A 22,976-nucleotide genomic window follows, 5' to 3' on the forward strand; every position below is an offset into this window, starting at 1 on the left:
AGACTTACTCCGCTGGCTCCGGGACCGTATCCTGCGCGATCGTCGACGCCTCCGCCGGCACGAGCAGACCGCAGATCTCATCGAGCAGGCCGGCATCCCTCAGGATCGTGAAATGGTTGTCGCCGACGAAGCCGCGATCGACCGCCTTCGGCAACTGCGATTCCAGCCGATCACGCTCTGCCAGACGGGTCGAGGTCCACCAGCAGAGCGGCGTGGCTTCCAGGCCCCGCGGCAGCGCTGTGTTCTGCGCCAGCCTGTTGAGGTGCCGTCCGACTGCGAATGCAGCGGACAAATCATCGGCGCCGAGCGAGTCGTCGTTCGCTCTCACGCTCCTGCTCTGCTCCACAACAGAGGCGACCAGATCGCGGATGCGCTCCGGCGTCTCCGGCAAATCAGCGCGTTTCGCTGCCTCGACCTGCGCCTTGATGCGAGAGGCCGCAGCGCTCGGAAGAACCGCCGACAGCAATCCTGCGAGATCGTCGGCCCAGTGTGCCATCGACTCCTGCCGGTTCGATCCGTCCGGCTGCCGCGGCACGAAGCTGTCGACCAGCGCGAGGCGATCGACGCGCTCACCGCCGCGTTCGAGCTCGGCCGCGACGAGACCGACCAGCAGTCCTCCCAAGGACCAGCCGACCAGGCTATAGGGACCGCGCGGCTGCATCCGCCGGATCTCGGCCGCGTAGTCCACGGCCATGGCTTCGAGGGAGGCGTCGGTCCACGAGGGATCGACCAGCATTCTCGATTGCAGCCCGATCAGCTGCCGGTGCCCTTCGAGGCGGCGCGCCAGCGGCCCGTAGTCGAACACTGTGCCGAAGCCGCCATGCACAGCGAAGACCGGGTTCACGCCGCGAACCGCGGCATTCAGCGGCAGCAGCGCCGATGGCGCGGATGCGACGGCGGACGCCGCGGTGGCGCTGCCGGCGAGCAAGGCGCGGATCGTCGGCTTCTGAAGCAGATCGCGCAGCTTGATCTCGATCCCGAACGTCTTGTCCTGACGGACCCGCGCCACGACCTTGAGGCACAGGATTGAATTGCCGCCAAGCTCGAAGAAATTGTCGGTGACGCCGACCTGCGGCACCTCCAGGATCTCGGACCACAGGCGCGCCATTGCAATCTCTGCCGGGGTTCGCGGGGGGACGAAGCTCCGCATCGACGCATCGGGAGCCGGCAATGCACGCCGGTCGATCTTGCCGCTCGACAATGTCGGCAACCGCTCCAGCACCACGATCCGAGCCGGCACCATATAGGCCGGCAGGACGAGCTTCAGGAAACCGGTCAAGCGCTCGACCAGCGTCTCGGTCGCATCAGGCGCGGCGTCATCTGCCGCCTTCGGCGCGACATAGGCAATGAGCTGATTTCCGGCTGCACTCGGCACTGCCACCACCGCCGCCTGCGCAATCGCCTCATGACGAAGCAGCGAGGTCTGGATCTCTCCGAGCTCGATCCGGAAGCCGTTGACCTTGACCTGGTCGTCGCTGCGGCCGAGATATTCGACGGTGCCATCCTCGCGCCATCGCGCCAGATCGCCGGTGCGGTACAGCCGCGCTCCCGGGGTCGACGAGAATGGGTCAGGCACGAAGCGCTCTGCGGTCATACCGGCCTCGCCGTGATAGCACCGTGCCAGCCCAAAGCCGCCGAGATAAAGCTCGCCGGCGACTCCGGCGGGAATGATGTCGAGCGCGGCATCGAGAATGTAGGCGCGGCGGTCTCCGACCGGCACGCCGATCGGCGCGTAGGGCGTGTCGCATTCGGACGCGCCATCGACCTTCCAGACCAGCGGCGTGACGACGGTTTCGGTCGGACCATAACCATTGATCAGAATGCGTGGCTTGAGAACGCGCCTGACCTTGTCGAAGCCCGCCTTCGGCATCGCCTCGCCGCCGAACGAGTAGAGCTTGACCGGCGGTGGATTGCCGCTCTGCTCGACGCAATCGGCGACCTGCTGGAGGTAGGCCGGCGGCAATCCGATATGGCTGACGCGATGGGCGTGCAGGTTCTCGACGGTCTGTTCCGGCGTCCACAATTCGGCGTCACGCATCAACAGCCGTGCGCCATGCGACAGAACTGTGAGCCAGCGCTCATGGGCGCCGTCGAAGGCCAGCGAGAGGAAATGCAGCTCGCAGGAGCTCTCGTCGATCTCGTAGAGGCTGCCCGTGACGTGACAGTGCATCGCCAGCGGTCCGTGGGCGACAGCGACGCCCTTTGGCGTCCCCGTCGAGCCCGAGGTGTAGATCAAATAGGCAAGGTTTTCCGGATGCAGTTCGGGCTGCGGCGGATGGTCCGGTCCCGCGTCGAACTCGAACGAAGACAAGGAAATTCGCTCCATGCCGTCCGGGCTGCCCTCGATTTCGAGCGGACCCGTCAACAGGAACGCGATTGCGGCATCGCGCATGACGAACGCGCGCCGCTCCGAGGGCAGCTCGGGATCGAGTGGAACGTAGGCCCCACCCGCCTTGAGCACGGCCAGCAGCGCAATCATCGTGGCAGCAGTTCGCTCGACCACCACGCCGACGCGCTGCTCGGGCTTAAGCCCCCGGGCGATCAGGTGATGCGCCAGGCGGTTGGCCCTGCGCTCGAGGTCTCCGAACGAGAGCACCGAGCCGCCGATGGTCAGCCCCGCCCGCTCCGGATAACGCCGCGTATGGCTGCTGATCGCCTCATGCACCAGCGGCAGGGGAGCGCTTGACGTCGCGTGCCGATTGCAACGATCTGCAAGAGCGGCATCGAGCTCCGTGACGGGATCGATGCTACCAAGCAAGGCCGCGGCATCACGAGTCAGCTCCGCCAGCAAGTGCTCGAACTGCACCTTGATCTGGGTCGCCTGCACCGCGGTGAAATGGCTCGGCATATAGGTGTATTCGACCTGAAGCGTGTCTTCGACCAGCACCGAGAGGTCCATCGGATAGTTCGTCACGTCGACATTCTTCAGGCCGCTGAACTGCAAGGCGCCTGCGCCGCGGTGCATGCTGCGTTCGATCGGATAGTTCTCGAAGACGATGATGCTGTCGAACATGGTCTGACCGGCGCGGCCGGCCCAGCCCTGGATGTCATAGAGCGGCGTGTGCTCGTAGTCCCGGATCGCCGAATTGCGGTCCTGCAGCGCGCGGAGCCATTCACCGATCGGGCTTTCGGGTGGAATCGTTTCGATCACGGGCAGCGTGTTGATGAAGAGCCCGAGCATCTGCTGCGATCCGTCGAGACCGGCCGGACGACCGGCCACGGTTACGCCGAATGTGACTGTGTTCTGGCCCGTATAGCGTTGCAGCAGCAGCGCCCACACGCCCTGGACGACGGTGTTCAGCGTGATCCGTTCGCGGCGCGCGAACGCCTTCAGCTCCGCGGTCGCGGCCTCTCCGAGACGCGTGTAACAGCGTTCGTGGCCGGATGCCTGATGGCGGCGCGCGCCGAAGGCGTCGGCGAGCTGCGTCGGCTGATCGAAGCTCCTGAGTTGTTCACGCCAAAACGCTTCGGCAGCCTTGGCGTCCTGCGCCTGCAGCCAGGCGATATAGTCACGATAGCGCGTTGCGTTCGCGGCAGCAGCGCCGCCGTAATAGCACCCAAGGACTTCTCCGACGAACCTTGCCGAGCTCCAGCCGTCCATCAGGATGTGATGATAGGTCCAGATCAGCCGATACAGGTGGTCCTGGAGGCGCAACAGCCGCACCCGCTGGAGCGGCGGCCTCTGGAGATCGAACTCGGCGGCGCGCTCATCGGCAAGAGCCGCCGCAATTCTTTCATCACTGATCGCCTGCCCTCGCCAGTCCTCCTGTGCGAACGGCACGATGGCGTCGCGATAGACGGCTTGCAGCGGGGAGCCGGAGAGCTCACGCCAGAGGAAGCCGGTCCGCAGCATCTGATGACGCGCGCTCACCTCGCGCCACGCTGTGCCGAGCCGTTCCGGGTCGAGGCCCCGGATCTCGACACTGACCTGATTGACATAAACACCGCTGCCAGCATCGCGCAGGCTGTGAAACAGCATACCCTGCTGCATCGGCGACAGCGGATAGACGTCCTCGACGCGGCTCCAGTCCAGACCGAGCCGTTCGAGCTGCTCACTGGAGAGTCCTGCCAGCGAGCCACGCTCCGATGCGGGGTCTTCCTTATCGGGCTCGACATCTTGGGACGACGCAATCAGCGCCTCGATGGTTTGATGCCGGAACACGTCGCGCGGCTCGATGAGCACGCCTTCGCGCCGCGCGCGGCTCACCATCTGCAGCGAGATGATGGAATCACCGCCGAGCTCGAAGAAATTGTCGGTGACGCCGATGTTGGGCTGGCGCAGCAGATCGGCCCAGATCGCGGCCAATGCGACCTCCGCCGGCGTGCGCGGCGCCACATGCTGGGCGGACGCCGCGAGCTGATCCGGCGCCGGCAAGGCCTTGCGGTCGATCTTGCCGTTCGGCGTCAGCGGCAGGCGCTCCAGCACCACGATCCGTACCGGAACCATGTAGTCGGGCAGCACCGAGGATAGCGCCGTTTTGAGCGCCGCCCCATCCAGCGCTTCGCCACTGACATAGCCGACCAGCTGGCGGCCGGTGCCGGCCTCGCGCGCCACCACCACGGCGGCGTGAACGCCCGGCCGCGCCTGCAGCCGTGCCTCGATCTCGCCGAGCTCGATGCGGAAGCCGCGGATCTTCACCTGGTAATCGGCACGGCCGACATAATCGAGCACGCCGTCGGACCGCCACCGCGCCACGTCGCCGGTGCGGTACAGCCGCGCCCCCGGCGGACCGAACGGATCAGGGATGAAGCGCTCGGCCGTCAGGCCGCCGCGCCGCCAATAGCCGCGGGCGAGCCCGCTCCCGCCGATATAGAGCTCGCCGGCAACGCCGACCGGCGCGAGGTTGAGGTCACCGTCGAGAACGTAAAGCGTGGTGTTGCCGATCGGGCGGCCGAGCAGCGGACGATCGGCCATCGCATCGAGCCGATGGCGCGCCGACCACACCGTGGTCTCGGTCGGGCCGTACAAATTCCAGACTTCGCCGGCCTGGGCCACCAGCCGCCGCGCCAGATCCGGCGGCAACGCCTCGCCGCCGCACAGCACCCGGCAGCTCGCCGGCAGCGCAGGGCCGTCATGATCGAGCAGCATGCGCCAGGTCGATGGCGTTGCCTGGATCACGGACACGCCATGCCGCTGCACGATCGCCTTGAGCTTGGCAGGATCATGCGCGGCCGCGCGATCCGCCAGCACGACGCAGGCGCCGATCGTCAGCGGCAGCCACAGCTCCAACACCGCGATGTCAAAGGACAGCGAGGTCAGTCCGAGCACGCGGTCGCCGGCCGTCATGCCGGGCTGCTCCGCCATGGTCACGAGGAAATTGGTCACGGCATCATGGCGGACCATCACGCCCTTGGGCAGACCGGTCGAGCCCGAAGTGTAGATCACATAGGCAAGGCTCTCGCCGTGAACGGCAACATCGAGATTGTCGGCATTCCCGCTCTCGCCGTCCTCTCCATCAACCAGCCAGGCCTCTGCGCCAGTCTCCGCCAGCACGGCGGCGAACTGATCGCGCAATCTCTCTTGCGTCAGCACCAGCGCCGCGCCGCTGTCGCGCAGCATATGCGCCAGCCGTTCCGGCGGGTAATCCGGATCGAGCGGCAAATAGGCCCCGCCGGCCTTCAGCACCGCCAACAGCGCGACCAGCATCTCGACGCTGCGCTCGAGCGCCAGCCCGACCACGATTTCGGTCCCGACGCCGTGATCCTGCAATCGTCGCGCCAGCCGGTTGGCGCACGCATTCAGCGCGGCATAGCTCAGCTCCGCCTCGCCAAACACCAGCGCGATCGCTTGCGGCGACTTCCGGACCTGCGTCTCGAACTGCGCAATGATCCCCTCGCGCGGTTCATCCCGGCGCGTATCGTTCGCCCGCGCAAGCAGGACGTCATCCGCGGGATCGCGGGCCGCGATCATGCCGACCGGTCGATCGGCCTCGATGATCAGCGCCTCGATCAGCCGCACAAAGGTTCGCTGCAGCCGTGCGATCTGGGCCTCGTCGAAATATTTGCGCTGATAGTTGAAGACGAGGCGCAGGCGCTCATCGACGCCGATGCTGGCGAACAAAGGATAATTGCTGGTCTCGACGATCCGGGTTTCGCCGACCTGGATCTGCCGGTCCTGTCCGATCAGCGCGCGGTCGACCGGGTAATTCTCGAACACCAGGATGCTGTCGAACAGCGGCCGTCCGGGGCGCCCTGCCAGCCGCTGGATCTCATAGAGCGGCGTCGCGCCGAATTCGCGCAGGGCCAGATTGCGATCCTGCAACTCGTGCAGCCATGATCCAACGGTCTGCTGCGGGCCGACACCGTCGATGACCGGCAACGTGTTGATGAACAGGCCGACCATCTCTTCGGCGCCGGCGAGCTCCGGCGGCCTGCCCGACACGGTGACACCGAAGCAGACCGTGCCCTGCCCGGTATACTGTCGCAGCAACTGCGCCCATGCCGCCTGCACCAGCGTGTTCATCGTGATGCGCTCGCGCGCCGCGAATTCCTGCAAGCGTCCGGTCAATATAGAATCCAGCTCCAGCGCGAGCGTGCCGTGGCCTGACGATTGCGCGCCCGTCGGTTCGACGAGGCTTCCTGCCAGAAAACTCGGCTCGTCCAGCTCTGCCGTCGCATTGCGCCAGAAGGCCGCCGACGCCTCGCTGTCACGGGCCTTCAGCCACGCGATGTAGTCGCGATAGCGGTGGTGCAATGCCGGCAGACGTCCCTCGCCGTTATGCTGCATCACCTCGGCGATCAGCCGCGCCGAGCTCCACCCATCGAGCAGGATGTGGTGATGCGTCCAGATCAGCCAATGCCTGTCATTGTCGAGCCGGATCAGCCGGACCCGCTGCAAGGGTGGTCGCGACAGGTCGAACCCGGCGGCCTGCTCTTGCCGCGAAACGTCGGCCAGCGCCGCATCCAGTTGCGCCTGGTCCCACGTCGCGCTCCGTGCCCGCCAGTCGTCCTCGACAAAGGGCACTTCGGCCCGTCGATAGACGACCTGTTGCGGCGCGCCGGACAGGTCACGCCAAATAAATCCCGTCCGCAGCACCGCGTGACGATCGCTGGCTGCCTGCCAGGCGCGGCGCAGCTTTCCGGCTTCCAGCCCACGGATCTCCGCCGCGACCTGGTTGACGTAGAGCCCGCTCTCGCCGTCATGCATCGCATGGAACAACATGCCTTGCTGCATCGGCGACAATGGATAGATGTCCTCGATCTCGCGCCAATCAAGCGCAAGCCTGTCGAGCTCGGTCTGACCCAGCCCCGACAACGCCACGTCAGATGGTGTCAGACCGCAAGCGCCGCCGGTGCAGTAATCGACCAGCTCGCGCAACGCAGCCTCGTACAACGCGGCCAGCCGCTCGACCGTCTCGCGCCGATAGCGCTTGCGGCCGAACCCGAACGATAGAAACAACCGACAATCGCGCACCGTGCCGTTCACGGTCAGCCAGCGTCGCAGCGGGCTCGATGCATCCCGCGATCGGCCGGCGCTTTCCGCTGCCATCTTGAACAGCGCCGCCTCAATCCCTCCGTCGATCTGGCCGAGATAGTTGAACGCAATCCTCGGCTCGCCAGCGTGCGATAGCGTCAAGCGCTGCTGTTCGGAGCCAAGATAACGCAATACGCTGTAGCCCAGTCCGCGGCCGGGAATGCCGCGAAGCTCCTCCTTCACGGTTTTGATCAATGACGAAGGATCTTCCGAGCCACCGGCCAACCGCACGGGAAAGGCCGTCGTAAACCAGCCGACCGTGCGCGAGAGATCGAGATCGCCAGCGAGAGGCTCGCGGCCATGCCCCTCCAGCTCGACGAGAACGTCGTCCTGCCCACTCCACTGCCAGACGGCGCGTGCAAGGCCGGCAAGAAGGAGATCGTTGATCTGCGTACGATAAGCCGATGGCGCCTCCGTCAGCAGGCGCTGCGTCCATTCGGTTTCGAATGACAGCACGACCTCATCGGCATCGGCGATGCGATCGTTGCCCGCGTGGTCGTCGTCGCAGGGAACGTCCGCATTTGCACAGCGGCTGGTCCAGTAGGGTAACTCCGTCGCCAGTTCTGGCGAGGTCGCGTAAGCCCGCAAGCGCTGCCCCCACAGCGCGTAACCGTGGGTCTTGGGCGGAAGCGCGATCGCGGCGTCGCCCTTCGCAAGCTGCGTGTAAGCCGCGGCGATGTCCTCCAGCAGAATTCGCCATGACACGCCGTCGACCACGAGATGGTGGATCACGATCAGAAAACGCTGGCTGCCATCAGCGACATCGATGCCGACGGCCCGTAACAGCCTCCCCTCGGAGATGGACAGGCTTGACTGCGCCGACGATGCCAGCGCCGTCACGGCGGCGGGGTCGATCGCCTTCCGGATCCAGAGCAGTTCCTCCGCGCCCACAGTAGCGCCGTGCTCGGCACACCAGTTCCCTTGCCTCTCCTCGAAGTGGAGGCGCAGTGCATCATGATGATCGACCACGGCGGCGAGTGCGCGCCGCATCACGTCCCAGTCGAGACGCTCTCTCGGCTGCAACAGCACCGCCTGGTTCCAATAATCCCGTTTCCCCATGTCTTCCGCAAAGAAGCGGGACTGAATCGGCAAGAGCGGATGCGGCCCGGTGACCTGCCCCTGGTCGGCGAGCGTGCCCGCGCGCTGCTCGGTCCGCGCCGCGCGCGCCAGAGCTTCGAGCGTCTGATGCTGGAATACGTCACGCGGTTCGATCAGGTATCCGGCGCGCCGGGCGCGGCTCACCATCTGGAGCGAGATGATGGAATCGCCCCCGAGCTCAAAGAAATTATCGGTGAGGCCGACCGCCGGCCGGCCGAGCAGCTCGGCCCAGATCGCTGCAAAGGCCATCTCGGCCGGCGTTCGTGGCGCCTGATGATCCGCCTGGCCATGGGCCATGTTGGGCGCCGGCAGCGCTTGGCGATCAACCTTGCCGCTCGGCATCAAGGGCAGCCGCTCCAGCACGGCAATTCTCGGCGGCACCATGTAATCCGGCAGGACGGCCGACAGCGCTGTCCGCAGCGCAGACTCTTCCAACTCCGCCGTGCCGCTGACGTAGCCAACGAGCTGCCGGCCGGCGCCGACCTCTCGCGCCACCGCCACGGCGGAGCGAACGCCGGGCTGCTCGAGCAGCCGCGCCTCGATCTCGCCGAGCTCGATGCGGAAGCCGCGGACCTTGACCTGGTGATCCGCGCGTCCGACATAGTCGATCGCGCCATCAGCGCGCCAGCGCGCCAGGTCTCCCGACCGATAGAGCCGCTCGCCTTGCTCCCCGAAGGGATCGGGAATGAAGCGCTCCGCCGTCAGCTTCTCGCGCCGCCAATAGCCCCGCGCCAAACCGGCCCCGCCGATGAACAACTCGCCAGTCACGCCTGCCGGAACCATGTTCAGATCGGCGTCGAGGATGCGGATCGTCACGCCGGGAATGGGTCGTCCGATCGGCACGCGCGTCCCACCCTCGTCGCGACAGGTCCAGTAGGTGGCGTTGATAAGAGCCTCGGTCGGTCCGTAACGATTGTCGAACCGCACATGGGGGAACGCCGCACGTACACGCGTCATGAGATCGAGTGACAGCGCCTCGCCGCCAGCAAACAGGCGCCTCAGCGAGGTGCAGCGCGGCGCGCCGGGCTCGGTCACGAAATGCTCGAGCATCTGCGGCACGAAGTGGAGCGTCGTCACGTCATGCGCGATGACGGCGTCCACCAGGAGTCGCGGCTCGCGATGCGCGCCTGGAGCCGCGATCACGAGCCGCGCGCCGGCTGCGAGCGGCCACAATATCTCCCAAACCGAGACGTCGAAGCTGAATGGTGTCTTGTGCAGCAAGGTCTCGCCAGGATCGAGGCGATACTCCGCCTGCATCCAGCCAAGCCGCGCCGCCAGCGCGCGATGCGAACAGGCCACGCCCTTGGGCACGCCGGTCGAGCCTGATGTGTACATCACATAAGCCAGGCTGTCCGGATGAAGCGCCGCGCCGGGATTGCCGGCATGGGCTTCGATCCGAGCTTCACCCTCGCCGTCGATTGTCCAGGCCTCGACGTCCGGATCCGTGATCACAGACGCCAGATGCGGAAGCAGCCGCTCCTGGGTCAGCACCAGCGCCGTTCCGCTATCACGCAGCATGTGGAGCAGGCGATCGGACGGGTAGTCGGGATCGAGTGGCAGATAGGCGCCGCCGGCCTTCAGCACGGCCAGGACGCCGACGATCAGCTCGACGCTGCGCTCGAGCGCCAAGCCGACCGGCCGATCGCGACTGATCCCGTGCTCCCGCAGCCGCCATGCCAGGCAATTGGCACGCGCGTTCAGCTCGCCATAGCTGATCTGCCGTTCACCGAAGATCAACGCGATCGACGATGGCGAAGCCGCGGCCCGGGCTTCGATCTGCGCGACGATAGTGCCGCCAAACTTCGGTGCCCGCTCGGCGCTGCCGCCCCAGCCGAGCAATCTCTGCTCCTCATCGGCATCGAGGCTGTCCAGCGCGCCCAGCGGCCGCGAGGCGTCCGCCACGATCCTGGCCAGCAGTTGCGACAGCGAGGCCTGCAGATATCTGATATGACCGTCGTCGAGGCGGCTGCGATCGTAGCGAAAGCCCAGATTGATGCCGTCGGGCTTGGCGAAGACCGCCACCGTCAGCGCATAGTTGGTGATCGAGACCTGCTCGACCCGGCCGAACCGGCGTCCGCTTTCGCTCTCGCCCCGCAGCGCCTGATCGATCGGATAGTTCTCGAACACGAGGATGTTGTCGAACAACGCGCGTCCGGAACGGCCGGCAAGACGCTGGATTTCGTACAGCGGCATCCAGCCGTGATCGCGCAGATCCGTGTTGCGCGCCTGGAGATCGCGCAGCCACGCTCCGATCTCGGTTTGCGGGCTTGCCTGATCGACGACGGGCAGCGTGTTGATGAACAGGCCGACCATCTCCTCGGCCCCGCTGATCTCCGCCGGCCGGCCCGAGACCGTCGCACCGAAACAGACCGCGCGCTGACCGGTGTGGCGGCGCAACAGCTGCGCCCAAGCGCCTTGCACCAGCGTGTTCAGCGTGACGCGCTCGCGCCGCGCAAAGGCTTGCAGGCTTGCCGTCAGGTCAGCCGTGAGCAGCAGGTCCGACGAGCCATGGCCGGAAGCACCGTTGGCCGCAGGTCCTCCCAGCGTGTCCGCTAGGAAGCTGGGCTCGTCCAATTCGGCCAAGGCCGATCGCCAGAACGACGCGGACGCGTCGCGGTCCTGCCTTTGCAGCCACGCGATGTAGTCGCGGTAGCGGCCCTTCACGGCCGATAGTCGCGCACCGCGTTCGTGCTGCAGGATCTCAGCCATGAGACGCGCGGCGCTCCAGCCGTCGAGCAGGATATGGTGGTGGGTCCAGATCAGCCAGTGGCGTGCCTCGTCGAGCCGGATCAGCCGGACCCGCTGCAATGGCGCCTGAGACAGATCGAATGCCCTGGTACGTTCGGCTTGCGCAATACCCGCGAGCGCAACCCGCAGCTCCTCCTCTTCCATGGCGGCCGCCCGCGAGCGCCAGTCTTCTTCCTCGAATGGCAAAGGCGCAGAGCAATAGACCACCTGCTGCGCGGCCCCCGACAGCTCGCGCCACGCAAATCCGGTTCGCAACACGGCGTGGCGCGAACTGATCTCGTGCCAGGCCGCGCGCAGCCTGCCGGCATCGAGGCCGCGTATCTCCAGGCCGACCTGGTTGACGTAATTGCCACTCTCGCCATCACGCAGAGCATGGAACAGCATACCCTGCTGCATCGGCGACAGCGGATAGATGTCCTCGATCTCGCGGCAGTCGATCGTCGCGACCAGTGCGTCGAGATCAGCCTGCTTCAGGTTCGACAAGGCGAAGTCCGACGGCGTGATGCCGCGGGCGCCGCCCGTGCAATGCGCGACGAGTTCGCGCAAGGAAGCCGCGTAATGCTCGGCGAGACGTTCGATCGTTGCGCGCCGGTAACGCCTGCGGCCATAGCTGAACGACAGGCGCAACTGTCCTTCCCCGACTTGACCGTTGATGCTGATCCAGCGACCAAGCGGCGCGCTTTCGCTGCGCATCGGCCCCGAACTCTCGGGGGCGAGGCGGAACGGGGCACTCTCTCCCAGGCTGGAATCGAACTGGCCGAGATAGTTGAAGACGATACGCGGCTCGGGACGTGCCGCCAGGGCGCTCCGCTGCGCGTCGGTGCCGAGATGACGCAGGACGCCGTACCCCAAGCCGCGGTTGGGAACGGCCCGAAGCTCCTCCTTGACGGATTTGATCAGCGAGGCATCGTCCCCGGAGCCACCCGGCAGCCGCACCGGAAAAGCGGTGGTGAACCAGCCGATGGTGCGGGACACATCGGCGCCCGCAAAGACGTCTTCGCGGCCATGGCCCTCGAGCTCAACGACGACATCCTCAATCCCGCCCCAGCGTGACACCGCTCGCGCAAGTGCCGCCAGCAGGAGATCATTGACCTGGGTGCGGTAGGCGGCCGGGGCTTCCTTCAGCAGCCGCGTGGTCAATCCGGCGTCGAACGCCAGCAGGACTTCATCGCCGTCTGCAACCCGGTCGACCCCGCCATGATCGTCATCGCAGGGAAACGCGGCATGCGATCCTCGCTCCAGCCAATAATCGAGCTCGGCTGTCAGCTCGTCGGTCGCAGCATAGGTCTGCAATCGCGCGCCCCAGGATGCATAAGAGTCGCTCCTCGCCAGCGCGACTGAAGCCGCGCCCTGACGGAGCTGATCGTACGCCGTCGCAAAGTCTTCGAGCAGCACACGCCATGACACGCCGTCGATGACGAGATGATGCACCACCACCAGAAGCCGCTGGCTGCCGTCCGCGAGATCCATGCCGACCAAACGCAACAGCGGCCCGGCCAGCGACAGGCTGGCCTGAGCTTGTGAGGCGACCTTCGTGACTGCGGCGGCATCCTGGAGGTCACCAAGAATCCACAGCAGCTCGGACGTTGGCGGTGTAGCGCCGTAGGTCGCGCGCCAACCGCCATCAATCTCCTCGAAGCGCACGCGCAGGGCCGCATGGTGCGCGACAAGAGCGGCAAGCGTGAGCTCGACGAGCTTCCAGTCGAGGCGCGACTTCGGCATCAGCAGAACGGCCTGATTCCAGTGATGACGGTCCCCTGCGTCCTCACTGAGGAACCGCAACTGGATCGGCAGCATCGGATGCTCGCGGCCGTCGAGATCGACCTCAGCGGCGACGATCTCCGCTTTGTCTTCACTCCGCGCGACGCGCGCCAGATCCTGCAAGGTCTGATGCCGGAAGACGTCGCGCGGCTCGATCAGCAGGCCCGCCTGGCGCGCCCGACCGACCAATTGCAGTGAGATGATGGAATCGCCGCCGAGCTCGAAGAAATTGTCGGTGACGCCGATGACGGGCTGGCCGAGCAGCTCGGCCCAGATCGCAGCGAGCACCGTCTCGGCTGCGGAGCGCGGCGCGACATGCGCGATGGTTGCGGCCGGCATCTCAGGCGCCGGCAGGGCGTCGCGATCAACCTTGCCGTGCGCGGTGAGCGGCAGCCGGTCCAATCGCACGATGCGGGCCGGCACCATGTAGTCGGGCAGCTCATCCGAGAGCGCCGCACGCATCGCCGCTTCGTCGAACGGCCCATCGCCGGCGACATAGCCGACCAGCTGACGGCTGACGCTGGCTTCAAGGGCAACGACCACGGCCGACCGCACGCCGGCCTGCCGCATCAGCCATGCCTCGATCTCGCCGAGCTCGATCCGGAAGCCGCGGATCTTCACCTGATGATCGGTCCGGCCCACATATTCGATGACGCCATCAGCGCGCCGCCGCGTCAGATCGCCGGTGCGATACAGCCGCGCGCCCGGCGCGCCAAACGGATCAGGGACGAAGCGGTCGGCCGTCAGCTCGGCGCGCTGCCAGTAACCGCGCGCCAAGCCCTCGCCGCCGATGAACAGTTCACCGGTCACGCCGACCGGGACGATGTTGAGATCATTGTCCAGGATGTAGGCCGAGCGGCGGCCCACCGGACGACCGATCGGGGCATAATTGCCGTCGATCTCCTCGCTCGCATCGACCTTCCAGACCAGCGGCGTGACCACGGTTTCGGTCGGCCCGTAGCCGTTGATCAATGCCCGCGGCTTGAGCGCGCGCTTGACCTTGTCGAAGCCAGCCTTTGGCATCGCCTCGCCGCCGAACGAGTACAGCTCGACTGGCGGCGGATCGCCACGCCACATCGCGAAATCAGCGAGCTGTTGCAGGTAGGCGGGCGGGAATCCGGCATTGGTGACGCGCTGCCGGCGCAGAACCTCGATAGTCTGTTCGGCGGACCACAGATCCGCATCCCGCATCACGAGCGCGGCGCCGCAGGTCAGTGCGGTCCAGAGCCGCTCATGGGCGCCGTCGAAGGTGAAGGACAGGAAGTGCAGCTCGCGCGAGTGCCGATCCATGTCGTAGAGCCCGGCCGTCACCTCGCAGTGCATGGCGAACGGACCATGTTCGACCGCGACGCCCTTGGGGATGCCGGTGGAGCCAGAGGTGTAGATCACATAGGCAAGGCTGGTTGGCGCCACCGCGATCTCGGGATCGCTTTCGCTCTCCTTGGCGAGATCGATCGCACCGAGCGGAACGACCTCGACGCCAGCCGGCGGCGGTGTCAACGCCGAACCATCCGCGTCGACCAGCACGACGCGGGCGCCGGCATTGCGGAGGGTGCCGACCTGTCGTCTGGCCGGATGCTCGGGATCGAGCGGCAGATAGGCTGCACCCGTCTTCAAGATGGCGAGCAGCGCCGCAACGAGGTGTGGCGAACGCCGTGCCGAGACGCCGACAAGGTCGTCGCGCCCGACACCGAGGCGGATCAGGTGGTGAGCAAGCCGGTTGGCGCGGCGGTTGAGCTCGGCATAGCTGATTTCATCGTCGCCGAAGACCAGCGCCGGCGCGTCGGGCGTTTCGGCAGCCAGCCGTGCAACCGTCCGATGCACCGGTGTGAACGACGAGCTTGCCGTTTCGTCGGCAGCGCGATTCCATTGCCGCAACTGCCCCAGTTCCTGTTCGGACAGCAACGCCACATCGGCGATCCCTTGCGCGTCGTCGGCGACCATGGCCTTCAGGATCGTGGTCCAATGCGCCGCAAGACGCTCGATCGTCGCCGCCTCGAACAGCGCCGTAGCATAGGTGAAGATGGCGCGGATCTCGCCTGACATCCCTTCTTCGGTGTCGAGCGCGAGGTCGAACTTGACGGCATCGACCTCTGTATCGATTGTCTCGATTTGGAGACCGGTCCGATCCGGTGGACTAGCCGACGCCCGACGACGCTGGTGATTGTAGAGGACCTGGAACAGCGGATTCTGACTCAGGCTGCGCGTGGGCTGAAGGATTTCGAGCAGACGTTCGAACGGAAGGTCCTGGTTTTCCTGTGCCTCGACGGTGGCCGCATGAACCACCGCAATGACGTCCGCGATTGCCGTGCGGCCGTCGATCTGCGTGCGAAGCACCTGGGTATTGACGAACAGACCGATCACGCCGCGCGCTTCGTCGCGATGCCTGTTGGCGACGGGCACGCCGATGTTGATGTCGGACTGGCCGGTGTAGCGATAGAGCAGCAGCTTGAAGCTCGCCAGCAGGACGGCGAACAGGGTCGTACGATGCCGCCGCGCGAGCGCGCGCAAGCCATCGGCTAGCGCCCGGTCGAGCGGGATGCGAAGTGCCGATCCCGTCAGGTCCGGGACGGCCGGGCGCGGCCGGTCGATCGGCAGCTGGAGCACGGCCGGATCGGCGAGACGTCTGGTCCAGTAGCCGACCTGCCGTTCGCCATCGACCGCACTCATCCAGAGCCGCTGCCATTCGGCGTAGTCGGCATAGTCAATCTCCGGCTCCGGCAGCGCCGGTTCTTCACCGCATGCGGATGCCGCGTATAGCTTCCAGAACTCGTCAACCAGCACGCCTATCGACCAGCCGTCGGCCACGATATGGTGCAGGCTGACGACAAGAAAATGATTGCTCTCGTCCAGCGTTAACAACGCGGCGCGCATGAGCGGGCCGGCTTCGAGGTCGAAGGGCAGCGAGGCTTCCTGCCGTGCCAGCTCGCGCGCCTGTCCTTCGCGGTCGTCGCCAGCGAGGATCACGTGCCGCAATACGGCCGGCTGCGGATCGTGGACGATTTGTTCGGCCTGCTCCCCTTCCTGCCGAAATACAGTGCGAAGCGCGCTGTGGCGGGCGACGAGCATATCGAACGCCTGTTGCAATGCGCGTGGTTGCAGCTGGCCGCGCACGCGCACCGTCGCCGAGATGTTGTAGGCCGCGCTGGACGGATCCATCCGCCACAGAAACCAGAGGCGCGCTTGCGCAAAGGACAGCGGCGCCCGCTTTCGCTCCTGGCGCATGATCGGCAGCATGGCGAGGTTGACGCCCTTGGCCGCGAGCTGCGACAGGAACGCGTGCTGCTTGCCGGAATCGAGTCGCATCAGGCGCCGTGATATGTCGCGCAGCTGCTGCTTTTGCGTGGGTGCCGTGTCACTCATCGGACAGTTCGACTTCCTTCAACATGTCGAGCATCGCTATGATGTCGTCGCTTCGCTTGTCGGTCTCGTTCTCCAGGCCTAGCGCAGCAGCCATGGTTTCAACGGTCGTCAATTCAAACAGACGATTGAGCGGCAGGTCGTGGCCGAGATCCCGCTTGATGCGGCTGACGAGCTGGACCGCGATCAAGGAATCACCACCGAGCTCGAAGAAATTATCGGTGACGCCGATGTTGGGCTGGCGCAGCAGATCGGCCCAGATCGCGGCCAATGCGACCTCCGCCGGCGTGCGCGGCGCCACATGCTGGGCGGACGCCGCGAGCTGATCCGGCGCCGGCAAGGCCTTGCGGTCGATCTTGCCGTTCGGCGTCAGCGGCAGCTTCTCCAGCACCACGATCCGCGCCGGAACCATGTAGTCGGGCAGCACCAAGGACAGTGCCGTTTTGAGCGCTGCCCCATCCAGCGCTTCGCCGCAGACATAGCCGACCAGCTGGCGGCCGGTGCCGACCTCGCGCGCCACCACCACGGCCGCGCGGACGCCAGGCTGTGCCAACAGACGCGCCTCGATCTCGCCGAGCTCGATGCGGAAGCCGCGGATCTTCACCTGGTAATCGGCACGGCCAACATAATCGAGCACGCCGTCGGATCGCCACCGCGCCACGTCGCCGGTGCGGTACAGCCGCGCCCCCGGCGGACCGAACGGATCAGGGATGAAGCGCTCGGCCGTCAGGCCGCCGCGCCGCCAATAGCCGCGGGCGAGCCCGCTCCCGCCGATATAGAGCTCGCCGGCAACGCCGACCGGCGCGAGGTTGAGGTCACCGTCGAGAACGTAAAGCGTGGTGTTGCCGATCGGGCGGCCGAGCAGCGGACGATCGGCCATCGCATCGAGCCGATGGCGCGCCGACCACACCGTGGTCTCGGTCGGGCCGTACAGGTTCCAGGCCTCGCCGGCCTGGGCCACCAGCCGCCGCGCCAGATCCGGCGGCAGCGCCTCGCCGCCGCACAGCACCCGGCAGCTGGCCGGCAGCGCAGGGCCGTCATGATCGAGCAGCATGCGCCAGGTCGATGGCGTTGCCTGGATCACGGACACGCCATGCCGCTGCACGATCGCCTTGAGCTTGGCAGGATCATGCGCGGCCGCGCGATCCGCCAGCACGACGCAGGCGCCGATCGTCAGCGGCAGCCACAGCTCCAACACCGCGATGTCAAAGGACAGCGAGGTCAGTCCGAGCACGCGGTCGCCGGCCGTCATGCCGGGCTGCTCCGCCATGGTCACGAGGAAATTGGTCACGGCATCATGGCGGACCATCACGCCCTTGGGCAGACCGGTCGAGCCCGAAGTGTAGATCACATAGGCAAGGCTCTCGCCGTGAACGGCAACATCGAGATTGTCGGCATTCCCGCTCTCGCCGTCCTCTCCATCAACCAGCCAGGCCTCTGCGCCGGTCTCCGCCAGCACGGCGGCGAACTGATCGCGCAATCTCTCTTGCGTCAGCACCAGCGCCGCGCCGCTGTCGCGCAGCATATGCGCCAGCCGTTCCGGCGGGTAATCCGGATCGAGCGGCAAATAGGCCCCGCCGGCCTTCAGCACCGCCAACAGCGCGACCAGCATCTCGACGCTGCGCTCGAGCGCCAGCCCGACCACGATTTCGGTCCCGACGCCGTGATCCTGCAATCGCCGCGACAGTCGGTTGGCGCGTGCATTCAGCGCGGCATAGCTCAGCTCCGCCTCGCCGAACACCAGCGCGATCGCTCGCGGCGACTTCCGAACTTGCGCCTCGAACTGCGTGACGAATGATCGGACTTGCGGATCATGCGCCTGCGCGCCATTCCACACCTCCAGCAAAAGCCGACGCTCCTCGAGGGGCAAGATGTCGAGCTGCCGGACCGGCGCACGCGGCGCATGCTCCAGCGCATCGGCCAATTGGTCGAGCGCTTGCTGCATCAAGGCGCAGATGCGATCAGCCGAGAATGGCCGGACGATCTGGGCGGTCAGGCCCAGCGCCTGATCATAATCCTCGACGGCCAGCATCAAGGGATAATTGGTGCGCTCTTCACCACCGAGCCATTCGACGCCGGAGTGCTCTCTGCCGGCAGCCAAATCGGCCGGCATGGCATTGTGCCGGTAGTTCAGGATCGCGCTAAACAGCGGCGCGGGCGCCGTGACGCCGCTGTATCGCTGCGCAAGCGCCAGCGAGGCGTGCTCGTGCGCCATCAGCTCGGTCAGCCGACCATGCGCATCACGGACGCTGTCCTCGACCGCTGTGTCGTCGAGGTCGAGGCGCAGCGGCAAGGTATTGATGAACAGGCCCATGGTGCGATCGCCGCCGGCGCCAGCCTGCATGCGACCGAACAAAACAGTCCCGAACACCACCTGCTCGCGCCCGCTGGTTCGCGCCACCACCTGCCCCCAGGCGAGATGGCAAAGGCTGGCGAGGCTGACGCCCAACCGCCGCGCCTGCACACGAAGCCTTGCGTTCAAGCTCTCGGGCAGCATCAGCCGGGTTTCGGCAATACCGGCACCATCGCCGTGCACCCGATCCAGGCCGAACGGCGTGGAGGGCTCGTCGATGTCGGCGAGCATGCCGCGGAAGAAGCGCTCATGCTCCTTGGTCGCCGCCGATCCGCGCGCCTGTGCCACCAGATTCCGGAACGGATAAGGCGGCGGCAATTCGTGGCTCCGCCCGGACAGGATCTTCCCGACCTCGTCGTGCATCACTTCGAGCGTGGAGTGGTCGCCAATCAAATGATGCAGCAGGGCCAAAAGCAGCCAGCGCTCTCCACCCGGATCGGCAGCGACCGCAAATCGCAGAAGCGGCGGCCGTCCGAGATCGATCCGATGGAAGCGCGGATCGAATCGTCGCGCGAGCTGCTCATCCCCAGGGCCTTCGCCATCCAGCACGACCTCGTCGACGACCAAGGACGCCTGCCGCCAAACCACCTGTGCCGGCGTGGACAGTCCGCTCCACACGATAGACGTTCGCAGAATGTCGTGACGGGCGACCACCTGCCGGACCGCGTCGAGATAGCGATCGAGCAGGTCGCGGCTGGCAAATGCCATTCGGCCGACCAGCAGATAGGGATCGCCTTCCTTCGACAGCAGGTGGTGGAAGAGAATGCCATCCTGAAGTGGCGAGAGGCCGTAGACGTCCTGGATGTTGGCGACGCCGCCAGGAACGCCGGCCACGATGCTGTCGATGTCGGATTGCGTCAACGTGATCAGCGGCAGCAATTCCGGTGTGATCGCCGTCATCTGCCGGGTGATCTGATTGACCGGAACGTCGGCTTCTACGCCGCCATCGAGGCTGGCGGCAAATTCCGCCAGCACCGGCTTCGCGAACAGCATGCGCGCATCCGCCCTCAGCGCATGCCGCCGCAATCGCTCCAGCATGCGCACTGCGAGCAGCGAGTGGCCGCCGAGCTCGAAGAAGTGGTCACTGCGTCCGATCCGATCGACGCCCAAGAGCTCGGCCCAGATATCTGCGACAACCTGTTCGACCTCGCCTCGCGGCGGTTCGAAAGGGCGCCGCGCATATGCATCGTTCTCCGGCGCCGGCAGTGCCTTGCGGTCCACCTTGCCATTCGGCGTGAGCGGGAGTGCATCGAGACTTACGAACGCTGACGGCACCATGTAGTCCGGCAGACACGCACGCAGGTGATCGCGCAACGCGCTGGCAAGCTCTCCGCCATCGCGCCTTACGCCCCCCCTAACGGCCACATAGGCGACCAGCCGCATATCGCCACCATGATTGCGCTGCACCAGCACGATTGAATCGGCAACGTCGGCGTGCTCGTTGAGCCGAAACTCGATCTCACCGAGCTCGATACGAAAGCCACGGATCTTGACCTGGTGGTCGTTGCGGCCGAGAAACGCAATATTGCCGTCCGGGAGATAGCGGCCGAGATCGCCGGTGCGGTACATGCGTGCATCCGCATCGCCGCAGAAGGGATCGCGCACGAAGCGTTCCGCCGTCAGATCGGCGCGATTGAGATAACCGCGTGCGACTCCGACCCCGCCGATGTAGATTTCACCGACCGCACCGAGCGGAACGGGCGCACCGAACCGGTCCAGAAGATAGATTCGCGCATTCGGCAGCGGTCGACCGATGGGAACGGCATCGCCGTCAAAACCCTGATGCCGCAACCAGCTCGTGGCGCAGACCGTTGCTTCCGTCGGCCCATAACCGTTGAAGACGACAATGTCAGGAGGCAATCCCTTGACCAGCTCGGCCCGGGGCAATTCACCGGCAAGAACGAGGACCCGCAACGAGGCGAGCCGTTGGAGATCGGTCCGCCCCTGCAGCATCGCCGGCGGCAGGGTCGCATGCGTGATCGCATTGTCCGCGAGATAGCCGAACAATGCCGCGGTGTCCTGATGCTCGCGCGTGCCGGCCAGAAACAGCGCAGCGCCCGAGCACAACGCCATGACGATTTCCCAGATGCTGGCATCGAAACTGAGCGAGGCAAACTGCACGACGCGACTGCTCGAATTGATGTTGAACAACGCCCGCTGCGCCAACGCCAAATTCACCAGGCCGCGGTGCTCGACCATCACCCCCTTCGGCCGGCCGGTCGAGCCGGACGTGTAGATGATGTAGGCGAGGCTTCGCGCAGTCAGTCCTTCGAGGAGATCACCCGGATCCGACGTCGCCTGCCCTGCGCCTGCATCGGGATCGACGGTCCCGCAGGTCCCATCCGGAATGATCGCGCGTCCTGTGCCGTTTGCGATCAGCAGGCGCGGCCTGGCATCGTCGATAATCTGACGTAGCCGCTCCGCAGGATAAGCGGGATCGAGCGGCAGATAGGCGCCACCCGCCTTCAGCACGGCCAGCAGGCTCACCACCATTGCGATGCCCCGCGGCAGGCAGATCGCAACGGGCTGATCCGGCACTACTCCCAAGGTGATCAAGTGCCGCGCAAGCCTGTTCGCCCGCGCATCGAGCTCGCTATAGCTCAGACGAACGTCCTCGTACGCCAGCGCAAGGGCGTCCGGCGCCCTTCTCACCTGCTCCGCAAATAGATCGTGAATGCAGCTTTCGGAGGTAAACGGCGTGATCGTCTCGTTCCACGTGTCGAGAACGCGCCTGCGCTCAGCGGCCCCAATGATATCGATCCGGTCGACCACCTGGTCCGCATCGGAGATCATGGCCCGCAGCACGGTCAACAGGTAGCCCCGATGGCGCGTGATCGTCGCCTCGTCGAACAGCGACGTCGCATAGTTCAGGGAGCCGACGATGCGCCCATCCATCTCGCCGAGATTGAGCTCGAGATCGAACTTGACCTGTTGCAGCGGAATATCAGCGACCTCGGCCTTGAGGCCGGGCAATTCGAGGGACCCCCTCTCGTTGCTTTGCCAGGCGAACACGGCCTGGAAGACCGGTGTCTGCTCCAGCCGCCGCAGCGGTTGAACGATCTCGACGACCTGCTCGAACGGCAGATCCTGATGATCCTGCGCCGCGAGCGCCGCCGCGCGCACGCGGCGGAGCAGTTCGGCCACGCTGGGCTCCGCCGAGAGATCAACGCGGACAGCCAGCATGTTGACGAAGAATCCGATCAGGCCCTCGATCTCCGGCCTATTTCGGTTGGCCGTCGGAGTCCCGATGACGATATCGGTCTGCGAGGAGAGTCTCGACAACACCACTGCCCAGGCCGCCAGCACCGTCATGAAAGCACTGGCGCCATGCGACTGACTCAGTCGCCTGATGCCGGAGGCCAGCTCCACATCGATCTCGATCGGCAGGGACGCCCCGGCGAGCGACCTGATTGGCGGACGCGGCCGATCCGTCGGCAATTCGAGCACGGCAGGAGCGTCCGCGAGCGCTTCTCGCCAATAGTCGACCTGCCGCTGCAAGCGCTCGCCTGACAGCCATTGCCGCTGCCAGACGGCATAGTCCGGATACTGGATTGCCAATGGAGGCAGAGGATCGTCCTTGCCGGCGGCGAATGCCCGGTAGAGAGCGCCGAGCTCGCGCATGAGCACGCCGATCGACCAGCCATCGGAGACGATGTGATGCTGGGTGAGCAAGAAGAGATGCTCTCCCTCCGCCATCCGGATCAGGCGACCGCGGACCAACGGTCCAGCGGCGAGATCGAACGGCGTCGCGGCCTCCTCGCGGCAGAGGCGCGCCAGCTCCTGCTCGCGATCGTCCCGACCACTCAGATCATGTTCGAGCAGCGGCACACGTTCATCCGTCGGCAGCAGCACCACGCGCGGCTGTTCGTCCACCACGCGAAAGACGCTGCGCAGCGCTTCGTGGCGCGCGAACACACGGTCGATGCTGCGACGCAAGGCTTCGAGATCGAGCTCGCCCGCAAGCCGCAATGCTCCGCGAATGTGATAGCTGGAATTCGTACCATCGAGCTGCGCCAGCAGCCAGAGCCGCTGCTGCGCAAAGGACATTTCCAACGATCCGCTCCGCGCCACCACCGGAATGGCACTGGCGTCACTCCGGCCACGATTCCTGGCCAGCGCGACGAGCTTTCTCATCTGCTGGGGATCCAGATCGCGTAAGCTCGGCTTTGCCGTGTCAGCCAT

General features: G+C 66.0%; 2 protein-coding genes. Both read right to left on the reverse strand.

Annotation, left to right across the window (positions count from 1 at the left end):
- Positions 1-4: 4 nt before the first annotated feature.
- Positions 5-16,444, reverse strand: a complete 16,440-nt coding sequence (locus I6F17_RS06950) for a non-ribosomal peptide synthase/polyketide synthase (protein ID WP_225190411.1) — start codon at positions 16,442-16,444, stop codon at positions 5-7.
- Positions 16,437-22,976, reverse strand: coding sequence for a non-ribosomal peptide synthetase (locus I6F17_RS06955; RefSeq protein WP_225190412.1), 6,540 nt, complete (start codon positions 22,974-22,976; stop codon positions 16,437-16,439). The genes I6F17_RS06950 and I6F17_RS06955 overlap by 8 nt, the downstream gene beginning before the upstream one ends.

Source organism: Bradyrhizobium sp. NBAIM18 (genome assembly GCF_020193825.1).
Taxonomy (GTDB): domain Bacteria; phylum Pseudomonadota; class Alphaproteobacteria; order Rhizobiales; family Xanthobacteraceae; genus Bradyrhizobium; species Bradyrhizobium yuanmingense.